Annotated in this window: 9 protein-coding genes; 4 read left to right on the top strand and 5 right to left on the bottom strand. The window is 66.7% G+C overall.

Going from position 1 to position 10,365, the window contains the following annotated elements; all coding sequences use genetic code 11:
• The first annotated feature begins 490 nt into the window (after nucleotides 1-490).
• Nucleotides 491-967: a hypothetical protein gene (locus U9977_RS08960; RefSeq protein WP_322748732.1), complete on the top strand. Its 477-nt coding sequence runs from the start codon at nucleotides 491-493 to the stop codon at nucleotides 965-967.
• 552 nt (nucleotides 968-1,519) lie between these two features.
• Nucleotides 1,520-3,037 (top strand): ATP-binding protein, encoded by a 1,518-nt coding sequence (locus U9977_RS08965; RefSeq protein WP_322748733.1) that lies wholly within the window; start codon nucleotides 1,520-1,522, stop codon nucleotides 3,035-3,037.
• A gap of 157 nt (nucleotides 3,038-3,194) precedes the next feature.
• Here U9977_RS08965 and U9977_RS08970 read toward each other — a convergent pair whose 3' ends face one another.
• The 4 genes from U9977_RS08970 to U9977_RS08985 all read right to left on the bottom strand — a co-directional run bounded on the left by U9977_RS08970 (nucleotide 3,195) and on the right by U9977_RS08985 (nucleotide 8,590).
• Nucleotides 3,195-3,548 (bottom strand): UBP-type zinc finger domain-containing protein, encoded by a 354-nt coding sequence (locus tag U9977_RS08970; protein ID WP_322748734.1) that lies wholly within the window; start codon nucleotides 3,546-3,548, stop codon nucleotides 3,195-3,197.
• A gap of 65 nt (nucleotides 3,549-3,613) precedes the next feature.
• Nucleotides 3,614-5,119 (bottom strand): ATP-binding protein, encoded by a 1,506-nt coding sequence (locus U9977_RS08975; protein WP_322748735.1) that lies wholly within the window; start codon nucleotides 5,117-5,119, stop codon nucleotides 3,614-3,616.
• Entirely contained in the window at nucleotides 5,116-6,792 is a 1,677-nt protein-coding gene (locus U9977_RS08980; protein WP_322748736.1) for an FAD-dependent oxidoreductase, read from the bottom strand. The genes U9977_RS08975 and U9977_RS08980 overlap by 4 nt, the downstream gene beginning before the upstream one ends.
• Before the next feature lie 244 nt (nucleotides 6,793-7,036).
• Nucleotides 7,037-8,590 carry a Na+/H+ antiporter gene (locus U9977_RS08985; RefSeq protein ID WP_322748737.1) on the bottom strand — a complete coding sequence of 518 codons (1,554 nt, stop codon included), beginning with the start codon at nucleotides 8,588-8,590 and terminating at the stop codon, nucleotides 7,037-7,039.
• 133 nt (nucleotides 8,591-8,723) lie between these two features.
• On the opposite strand from U9977_RS08985, the gene U9977_RS08990 reads away from it, so the two are divergent.
• Together U9977_RS08990 and U9977_RS08995 are read left to right on the top strand one after the other, a co-directional pair.
• A complete protein-coding gene (locus U9977_RS08990) occupies nucleotides 8,724-9,029 on the top strand; it encodes a hypothetical protein (RefSeq protein WP_322748738.1) in 306 nt (101 codons plus the stop codon).
• Between the two features lie 81 nt (nucleotides 9,030-9,110).
• Nucleotides 9,111-9,560 (top strand): VOC family protein, encoded by a 450-nt coding sequence (locus U9977_RS08995; RefSeq protein WP_416210530.1) that lies wholly within the window; start codon nucleotides 9,111-9,113, stop codon nucleotides 9,558-9,560.
• A gap of 160 nt (nucleotides 9,561-9,720) precedes the next feature.
• Here U9977_RS08995 and U9977_RS09000 read toward each other — a convergent pair.
• Nucleotides 9,721-10,365, bottom strand: a 645-nt coding sequence (locus U9977_RS09000; protein WP_322748740.1) for a SpoIIE family protein phosphatase, incomplete at its 5' end; no start/stop codon positions are given.

A 10,365-nucleotide genomic window follows, 5' to 3' on the forward strand; every position in this document is an offset into this window, starting at 1 on the left:
CCCTGTATACTCTTGATAATCGAAGGCTTGTAACCTTTCAGAAATCTGGCATGCTAGAAGTGCCCTACCTGATGGCGACATCTGCAGAAGAGGCAAATGAGGCCTGGAAATTCACGAATAAAACTGGTGGAGATTCTATTCTGATTCGAGGGACTGGAGAGGTGTGGCGTCGATGAGGCCGGAAGATGCCCAGGCTGTAACGTCACGGGCGAACCTTGTCCAATACTTGATCGGCCTCGCCGATCGGGTTCGTGATGGTCGCATGCCGGTAGAGAACTCGTCTTCGTTGGAGTTCATTGAGGCTGCAGGGTACTGGATACAGGCACTAGACGGTTTCTTTTCAAACCGGGGCGAAGATGTGCCGGACGCGCCGTCTTGGGAACTGATTGCTATGATCTTCTCGGCTGCGTTGGTGTATGAATAATGGGCTCTACCGACCTCATCGTGGTCGACCCACGACGCGGCGCTGCCCGCCGATTCCCCGAGCATCGTGGTCATCGACGAGTTGCCCTGGTTGATTGACGCCGACCCTGCCCTGGAAGGGACGTTGCAGACGGCGTGGGACACGCTGCTCGCACGCAAACCGGTGCTCTTCGTGCTCATTGGCTCGGATCTGGCCATGATGGAATGTCTGGACGACTACCGGCGTCCGTATCGCGGTCACCAACATCAGGGTGGTGCGCTAGTGAGTGAACACAAACTGGATACTGTGATGATCGGTATCGATGACGCTATCGATGCGTTCCGTGACCTGAACGAATTCGTTGTCGCACTGGACCGTATAGGATCCCGGATTGAGGGCGGGGGGCGGGACCCTGCGCTGCTCTTCGGATACGTGGTCGAGCATGACATGGGCCGTCGCTTGGCTCACCTAAGGCGAGTGGTCGGCGATGCGCTCGAAGCTGCCATCGGCGAGGACGAAGTGGACAGAATCGGAGAGGAATCCTATAAGTTCACCGAAGATTGATCATGGCCAGGTTCGGGTATCGGCTGCTTTCTCTCCAAGCGAAAGAGGTCGACTATTTAGATCCCCTGCCTTTGGAGATGATGATCGGCGTTTGCTTGTTGTTAGGTACGGTTTTCGGCCGGATAGGCGTACCTGACGACAAACTCGCGCCGATCCTGTCGGCGGGCGGTACCCGCTGATGCGCGCCATCGGCTGTCGGCGAAGGGTCGATAGTCGTCACGTAGTCCGATACGGCGACGCCGCCGCCGTTCGGCTGTCCGCTTCTCGGCGTCGATTTTTCTACTGTCTTGTTTTGGTTAGTGTCGAGATCATGTAATATTTGCTGCGGCCAATGGAGGTCGTTGAAATGCAGAGGATCAATTCTGTTCCCAGTGGGGCATGTCTGCACAGGTCCGCACCGTCTCGGCTGATCGGCTCACCGGTCGTGACCCGATCTACCGGCTGCGCGCCGCACAGATAGGCGAGGTGCGTGCCGTGCCGGCCTAGATGATCGACATCTGAAACGATGTGCGGAACGTACGTGGGGCTTGTCACTGCGTGCAGGGTTGGTCGATGAGGAGCGACGGTAACTCCATCGGGTTGAACTACAGTCGACTGGAGTTCGAGCGGGAGGAGTGTCGGGTGGCTGCGAACGGGTTCGTCGGTCGGGCAGCGGAGCTTGCCCGGTTGGACGCTTTGCTGGCGCGGGTGGGGGACGCCCGGCGTGACCTTCCCGGGGTGGCGGTGCTGCTGCGGGGGCGGCGCCGGGTTGGCAAGTCACGGCTGGTCCAGGTGTTCTGCGAGCGAGCCGGCGTCCCATCGGTGTTCTTTCAGGCGAGCCAGGGCGCTGATCCGGCGGCAGAGCGGGTTGCCTTCGCCGCAGCCGTGGGCGAATCGGAGCTTCCGGGCCGGGACCTGTTCGCCGACGGTACGGTGCTGCCGACCTGGACGGCGGTGTTCCGCCAGCTCGCTGCGGCGCTGCCCGCCGACTCCCCGAGCATCGTGGTCATCGACGAGTTGCCCTGGCTGATCGACGCCGACCCTGCCCTGGAAGGGACGTTGCAGACGGCGTGGGACACGATGCTCGCACGCAAACCGGTGCTCTTCGTGCTCATCGGTTCGGATCTGGCCATGATGGAACGTCTGGACGACTACCGGCGTCCGTTCCACCAACGCGGGACGGTGATGGTGTTGCCCGCGCTGAACCCCGCCGAGGTCGGTTCCATGCTCGATCTGCCGGCGGCTGAGGCGATCGACGCGTATCTTGTCACCGGTGGGTTGCCGTTGATCTGCCAGGAATGGCGCCCAGGGGAGTCCGTCGAGAACTTTCTTGGCGAATCGCTGGCCGATCCGACCGCTGCGCTGCTGGTTTCGGGTGAACGCTCGCTCGCCGCCGAGTTCCCCGGTTATCTTCAGGCCCGGTCCGTGCTTACCGCGATCGGTAACGGCGAACGCACGTGGAGCGGGGTTCGCGCGGCAATGTCGTCCGGGGTCGAGCCGATGGCTGCCAGCTCACTGACCAACGCCCTACGTCTGCTCGAAGCCAAACGGGTGATCGCTGTCGATACTCCGTTGTCGGTCAAACCCGCCGAGAAGGACCGTCGTTATCGGGTGGCCGACCCGTACCTGCGTTTCTTTCTGGCGTTCGTCGAAGCGGGGCTGCCTCTGGTCGAACGTGGACGCGCCGATTTGCTGCTACGCAGGGTACGGCGCTCCTGGACCACCTGGCGCGGCCGTGCCGTCGAGCCTGTGATCCGGGAGGCGCTGCTGCGTATCGCACCGGAACTCGGATGGTCCGAGGTGGAAGCTGTCGGCGGGTGGTGGAATCGGCAGAACAATCCCGAGATCGATCTCGTCGGTGCCGACCGCCAGGGCGCAGCCACCCGGATTCTGTTTACCGGCAGCATCAAATGGCAAACCGTGAAGCCTTTTGACCGGCACGACCATGCCACCCTGGTTCGTGATACGGCGGCGGTACCGGGGGCCGGTTCGGCCACCGAGTTGCTCGCAGTCAGTCGGAACGGTGTCGCCGCCGACCTGCCGATCCGGACGGTGGGCCCGGATGACCTGATCGCGGCCTGGCGTGCTTGACTGGTCCAGATGATTGACTTCTGAATCGGGCTCTCGGAGCGAGACCCTTCATGGAGGCGATGATCGGCGTTTGTTTGTTGTTAGGTACGGTTTTTGGCCGGATATGCGTACCTGACGACAAACTCGCGCCGATCTTGTTGACGGACGATATCCGTTCTCAGCGCAGGTGGTCCTGCCAGTCGGCGGGCACCCGCCCGACCGGGCCGGGCGTCGGTTGGCCCAGTGGGTGATGCTCGGGTGGCGCCAGCGGCGGCCCGTCGTAGAACTGTTCGGTCTGGTAGTCCCAGAACCAGGTCTCGCCTGGCTCGAAGCTGCGGATCAGCGGATGGCCGGTTGTGGCCGCGTGCGCGCTCGCGTGCTGGGAGGGGGAGGAGTCGCAGCAGCCGATGTGGCCGCATCGGGCGCAGCGACGCAGATGGAACCACCATCCGGGGCCGTTGCCGGCGGTGCATTCGGCGCATCCCGTTCCGCTCGGTGTCGCGGACGGATCGATCGTGGTCACCTCAGTCATGCGGCTCACCTCGCTCTTGCGGCTCGCTCGGTCATACGGCTCGCTCGGTCATACGGCTCGCTCGGTCATACGGTCGCTTCATCGGCTGGCTGGGCAGGCAGCCGCACCCGGAAGCGGGTGTCACCGGGCACTGACTCCACTGACAGGTCGCCGTGGTGTTTGGTGACCACGATGCGCCAGGAGATGTCCAGGCCCAGACCGGTGCCCTCGCCCACCGGTTTGGTGGTGAAGAACGGTTCGAAGATCCGGTCACGGATCTCCGGTGCCACGCCCGCCCCGGTGTCCGCGATCTCGACCACCAGGTGGTCGATCACCAGGTGGTCGACGGCCAGGTGGTCCTGGCTGGATGTCGTGCGCACGGTCAACGTGCCGGCGCCGTCCATGGCGGCGACCGCGTTGTCGATCAGATTTGTCCAGACCTGGTTGAGTTCGGCGGCATAGGCGGGGATCTTCGGTAGCGTCCGGTCGTAGTCCCTGACAACGGTGATGCGCTCGCCGATCGTGCCGGCGAGCATGACCAGGGTGCTGTCCAGCAGCTCGTGGACGTCGACCCGCTGGTAGGGCGCGCGGTCCAGCTGGGAGTACTGCTTGGCGGCGGTCACCAGGGTCGAGATCCGAGTCGTGGAGTCCTCGATCTCGTTCACGAGTAGCTCGGTTTCGACCGTGTAGTTGAGCCACCGGACGGCACCTTCGAGTATCGCGCCGGGGACGCTGGCCGTGACCTGGTCCAGCCAGGGCAGGTCGAGACCGGCCTGGACGAAGGTCGGGGCGAGATCCCACCCGCCGGCGATGCCGTGTTCGTCGAGCCAGTCGGTGACCGCATCCTCCCTGTCGCCGACCTCCAGCGGAGTCAGAACGGGCGCCTTCGCGACCCGCTCCACCGCCTCCTCCTGCAGTCGGATCAGGGTTTCCAGGGTGGCCCGGTCGTAGGGTCCCGAGGCGATCAAGCCGAGTTTGTGCCGCATCCCGGCGACCCGCTCCCGCAACGCCGACGTGGCCCGTACCGCGGCGGCGGCCGGATTGTTCAGCTCATGGGTGAGCCCGGCGGACAGGGAGCCCAACGCCAGCAGCCGTTCCCGCTGACCGACCGCCTGCTGGGTGGTCCGCATGCCGAGGAACAACCCCTCCAGCATGTGCACGGCCATCGGGAACCATTCGTGCATCAGCCGCGCCAGCGCATCCGCCGGGAGCACGAAGAAACGCGACGGCTCGCTGGCCCGCAACGAGGCGCTGTAGACCTGCGGCACACGGTCGCCCAGGTAGGCCTGAAAGGCGCCCGCGTACACGCCTCGCTGGGATGTGCGGTTGATTTCCACGTCGTCGGCACCGATCCGCCGTGACATCACCAGCGCGCCCTCGATGAGCACGTAGAAGCAGGTGGCAGGCTCGCCTTCGGTGAAGACCTGTCCTGGTCCGATGGACTCGGCGCGTCCTTGCGCGCACAGCCAGGCCAACTGGTCCTCGGTGAGTTTCTCGAACAGGAACAGCGTGCGGAGCTCGTCCGGGCTGCACGCCGTCGAGGTGGCCGAGGTGGCCGGAGGCGCGGTGGCGCTCTGCGCTGGGTCGGTCATCGCTTGTCCAGATACCGGTGGACCAGGGTGATGGCCATAGCACCCTCACCGACCGCGGACGCGACTCGCTTCACCGACTCGGCCCGCGCGTCGCCGGCCACGAAGACACCCGGAACGCTGGTCTCCAGGTGGTACGGATCCCGGTCCAGGGGCCATCCGCGGGGTCGTTGTCCGTCGACCACGAGGTCAGGGCCGGCTATGACGAATCCGCGGCCGTCGCGGACGATCACGCCGTCCAACCAGTCGGTGCGCGGCGCCGCCCCGATGAAGACGAACAGCCACTGCGCATCGATCGTCTCCGTCGCACCGGTCGCATTGTCACGGAGCGTCAGCTGCTCCAGGTGTTGCGTGCCATGGCCGGCGACGACCTCGGTGCAGGGCCGTACCGAGATTGCCGGGATGCCGGCGATCTGCTCGATGAGGTAGTGGGACATGGACGCTTCCAGCGACGGGCCGCGGACGAGCATGACCACCGAGCGGGCGTGCCGGGCGAAGTACACCGCCGCCTGCCCGGCGGAGTTCGCCCCGCCGACGATGTAGACCTCCTGCCCGGCGCAGCCGGACGCCTCGGTCAGCGCGGAGCCGTAGAACACGCCGCGGCCGGTCAGCGTCTCCAGCCCGGGAGCCGCCAGCTGCCGGTAGGACACGCCGGTCGCCAGGATGACCGTGTGGGCGCCGATCTGTCCACTGTCGGCGAAGTGCACCGTCCGCGCCGAGCCGTTGGCCTCCAGGCCGACGACGTCACGGGCGGTGAGTACCTCGGCGCCGAATTTGGTTGCCTGTCGGCGGGCACGGTCGGTGAGCTGCGCCCCGGAGACTCCGTCGGGGAAGCCGAGATAGTTCTCGATCCGTGAGCTCTGTCCGGCCTGGCCACCGGTTGCGGTCCGCTCGACCAGCACGGTCCGCAGCCCTTCGGATGCGCCGTACACGGCCGCGCCCAGGCCCGCCGGACCCCCGCCGATGACGATCACGTCGTAGAAGTCGGCGGCCGGCGCGGTGCTGAGCCCGACCCGGTTGGCGAGTTCGGAATCGGTGGGCTCCACCAGTGCCTCACCGTTTTCGGTGATCACAACCGGGAGGGTGACGCCGTCCGCTCCGGCCGCGGCCAGCAGCCGCTCGCCTTCCGGCTCGTCGGCGAGGTACCACCGGTAGGGCACCTGGTTGCGGGCGAGGAAATCGCGGACCTCGTGCGACCGCGCCGACCAGCGGTGGCCGACGACCTTGGTCTCCGGCACGGGCCGATGGTCCGTGGTGCGCCAGGCGTCGAGCAGGGCGTCCACGACCGGGTAGAGCTTCTCCTCCGGCGGATCCCACGGCTTGAGCAGGTAGTGGTCCAGATCGACGACGTTGATGGCGTCGATCGCGGCATCGGTGTCGGCGTACGCGGTCAGCAGCACCCGCCGGGCCGTGGGGAACAGGTCCATCGCCTGTTCGAGGAACTCGATGCCGTTCATCCGCGGCATGCGGTAGTCGGCCAGAATCACCGCGACCTGGTCGCCGCGCAGCTTCAGCTCACGCATGGCGTCCAGCGCCTGCTCGCCCGACTCGGCTCGGATGATCCGGTGGTTCTCACCGTAGCGCCGTCGCAGGTCGCGGCTGACCGCACGGGAGACGCTCTGGTCATCGTCGACGGTGATCAGTACCGCACGCACGGCCGAACGGGGCGCCGTCATGGTTAAGAGCGCCCGGCAACAGGGGCGCGGTGTCGCGGGGCTGGGGCGCGCACCTCGCATCGTTGTCGTCGGTCGACACCCAACACCAGGGTGACTCCCTCCTCCGCCTCGCGATCTACGTGCCTCAGTCCCGCTCCTTGATCCACTCCCCTGTTGTCGGGCACTCTAACCAGTCAAGCACGTGCGGCCCCTCCCTGGCAGGTCGCCGCGGCAACGACAATCCTCTGTCGGGGTTATTGGAACCTCAGCGCCCGCCCAGACCGGTCTCCTCCAGGTCCAGGTCGCGTTGCAGGCGTCGACGTGTCGTATCGCTGACCTGGTGGGCGTCATACAGGCGGCGTAGCTCGGCGTTCTGCACGGCGATCACCTCGCGGCGCAGCTCGCGGTATACCTGGAGGAGGGTCCTGCCCGGCTGGTCGTCGTTGTGCTCGGTGGGTTGCTCCAGGCGTGCGTGGAGGTTGCGGCGCACGCGGTCGATGGCCGCCTCCGGGACGGTATCCAGCCCGGTGAGGTCGTCGAGGTGGGTGAGTCCGGCGTGGATGAGTCGGTCGCGGGCACGGGTTTCCTCCCGGGCGGTGTGCTCGGGTTCGAGGGCGAGTCCGGAGCGGCTCACGACGTGGGCAAGGCTCAGACCCTGGAGGACGAGAGTGAAGACGACGACGGCGGTGGTGAGGGTCAGGATCAGAGGGCGCCCGGGCAGTGGGGTGCCGTCGGTGGCGGTGAGCGGGATGGACAGGGCTGCGGCCAGCGGCATCACGCCCCGGGTGCCGGCCCAGGTCACCACGCCCGCCAGGCGCCAGGACGGGCGGCCGCTGGTGGGCCTGACCGCCGCGGACAGCGGGAACATCCACACCACCCGCAGGGCGATCAGAGTGGCGGCGATGGCGAGTGCCTGCAGCGGCCACAGACCGGTTCCGGCCGGGAGTTCACGGATCAGGGACGGCAGTTCAAGGCCGACGATGCTGAAGACGACGCTCTCGAGCAGGAAGATCACCACTGCGTACACGGCGTGCAGCTGCAGCCGGATATGGGCGTCACTGAGCTGGTGCCCGGACCGGCCTAGCAGCACGCCCGCGACCACGACGGCGGTGATCCCCGACATGTGCGCGGACTCGGCCAGCACATAGGCGGTGTACGGGGTGATCAGGGCGATCACGGTCTCCAGCACGGGGTCGGTGGTGCGGCGGCGGATGGCCGCGACCACCACCGCGACCACCGCGCCGATCGCACTGCCACCGCCCGCAAGCAGGACGAACTCACCGCCGACCACGTCCCAGCTGACCGCGCCGGAGGCCGCCGCGACGGTGACGGCGACCTTGAAGAGCACCAGCGAGGTGGCGTCGTTGAACAGGCTCTCCGCCTGTACCAGTACCTGCACCCGGCCGGGAAGCGCGAGCCTGCGGCCGAGCGCGGTGACCGCGACCGGGTCGGTACTGGCCAGCACCGTGCCCAGCACGAAAGCCATGGCGACCGGCAACGGCGTGAGCGCAGCGGTCACCGCGCCCACGGCGGCGGAGGAGGCCAGCACCAGGCCGAACGCCAGAACAACGACCGGCCGCCACACCATGCGCAGGTCGCGCAGGGACAGCTCCTCGGCGGAGGCGTACAGCAGCGGAGGCAGGACGACCAGACCGATGGTCTGCGGAGCTATGTGCAAGGCAGGAGTGCCCGGCATGAGCGCCACTGCAAGACCGGCCAGCACCAGCAGCGGTGGAGCGGGCACCCGCCAGCGGCGTGCCCCGGTGGCTACCGCGGTTGCCAGCACCACAAGAAAGAGGACTGTCCCCACCGCACGCATCCGCCGAACCTCTGGTCCGTGATCGGGGTTGCTGCCGCGGATCGCTGCAGTCCATCCCCCACGCCGACCAGGCTTCCCGGCACACCTGAAGCAGACTTTATCAATTCCTCAGCTGTTTCGTGCGGTGGGATGGGTGCAGGGGCGCGTCAAGACGACATTTCGCACCTGTTTACTCACGCTGCGGGTCAATGGCCGCCACCGCGAAGCCGCAGGCTGTCACGCAGCGGTGGACCTGATCACAGCGGCGCTGGCCGACACGCGGGTCGTGGTCGTCAACGGTGCCCGCCAGGTTGGCAAGAGCACCCTGGCTGAGGTCGTGCTGCGGGCGCGGGCCGACGGGGTAGCCCGGTTTCTCGATGACCCGGCGACACGGGCCGCGGTGTCGCGGGACTGTTGCCGGTCGCTCTTTGGGAACGATGTGAATTTGGTGTTGTGGTAGGAGCATCGGATTCACATCGTTAAGAGGCTGGCTGCATCGTTGGTGGCCGGGCCTGCGCCCCTGGCGAAGTAGGCTTCAGTAATGGAGCAGCGTGTCAGCTTGATCACACTGGGCGTTGCCGACGTGTGGCGCGCTCGGGCGTTTTATGAGCGGCTGGGTTGGCACGGTCAGGAGGTCGAAGAGACCGTGTTCTTTCAGGCCGGCGGCATCGCGCTGGTCCTCTGGGGTCGTGACAAACTCGCGCGCGACTGCGGTTTTACGGACGGGAGTATCACGGACAGGCCGGCAGGTGGCTTCAGTGGTGTCGCCCTCGCACACAATGTTCGGGCCGAGGCGGAGGTCGACGGTCTCATCGCGGCGGCGGAGCGGGCAGGGGCCACGGTCACCCGTCCGCCGGCCAAGACGTTCTATGGCGGCTATGCGGGGTATTTCACCGATCTCGACGGCCACGCCTGGGAGATTGCGTACAACCCGGGCTTCCCGCTCGCGGCGGACGGCTCGATCACCGTCCCCGACTTCCCCGTCGGATGACCGGTCGGGGTGCCGTCGTATGCGCAGTGCGGCTTGGATGGCCGGTTCGGCAGATCGAAAGATCGTAGCTCGGCAGATCGAAAGGTAGCGGGCCGGCAGGTCGAAGGGGTGCTGCTAGGACGCTGGGGATCAGCTGGGGATCAGGTTGACGAGACCTCATCTATGCGGGGAGTTCGGCGTAGGGGAGGGGTTGTTCGGCCCAGATGGTCTTCCCGGTGGAGGTTTGCCGGGTGCCCCATCGTTGGGTGAGCTGGGCGACGAGGAGCAGGCCGCGGCCGCCCTCGTCGAAGACGCGGGCCCGGCGCAGGTGGGGGGCGGCGTTGCTGGCGTCCGAGACCTCGCAGATGAGGGTGTTGTCCTGGATGAGCCGTAGCTGAATGGGGCCACCGCCGTAGCGGATGGCGTTGGTGACCAGCTCGCTGACGACCAGCTCGGTGATGTATGCGGCGTCGTCCAGTCCCCAGATGGTCAGTTGGTGAGAGGCCTGTTTGCGGGCGTCGGCGACGACGGCGGGCTCAGCCGGCAGGCTCCAGGTGGCGACGTGATCGGCGTCGAGGGTGTGTGTCCGGGCGAGGAGCAGGGCGACGTCGTCGGTCGGGCGCTTGGCCAGTAGCGCGTCCAGGACGCTGTCGCAGGTGTCCTCCAGGGACGGGGCGGGATGGGTCAGCGCGTGGCGTAGCAGTGCCAGCCCTTGGTCGATGTCGCGGCCCGCGGCCTCGATCAGGCCGTCGGTGTAGAGGGCGAGCAGGCTTCCTGCCGCCAGGTGCAGCTCGGTGGACTCGAAGGGCAGTCCGCCCAGGCCCAG

It is taken from the genome of Protofrankia sp. Cas8, assembly GCF_963555845.1.
In the GTDB taxonomy this organism is placed as follows: domain Bacteria; phylum Actinomycetota; class Actinomycetes; order Frankiales; family Frankiaceae; genus Protofrankia.

Bases quoted from the DNA above. Each gene is read 5' to 3' on its own strand.
- U9977_RS08985 (WP_322748737.1), bottom strand. From the start codon at position 8,590: ATGCGTGCGGTGGGGACAGTCCTCTTTCTTGTGGTGCTGGCAACCGCG.
- U9977_RS08965 (WP_322748733.1), top strand. From the start codon at position 1,520: ATGAGGAGCGACGGTAACTCCATCGGGTTGAACTACAGTCGACTGGAG.
- U9977_RS08995 (WP_416210530.1), top strand. From the start codon at position 9,111: ATGGAGCAGCGTGTCAGCTTGATCACACTGGGCGTTGCCGACGTGTGG.
- U9977_RS08980 (WP_322748736.1), bottom strand. From the start codon at position 6,792: ATGACGGCGCCCCGTTCGGCCGTGCGTGCGGTACTGATCACCGTCGAC.
- U9977_RS08975 (WP_322748735.1), bottom strand. From the start codon at position 5,119: ATGACCGACCCAGCGCAGAGCGCCACCGCGCCTCCGGCCACCTCGGCC.
- U9977_RS08970 (WP_322748734.1), bottom strand. From the start codon at position 3,548: ATGACTGAGGTGACCACGATCGATCCGTCCGCGACACCGAGCGGAACG.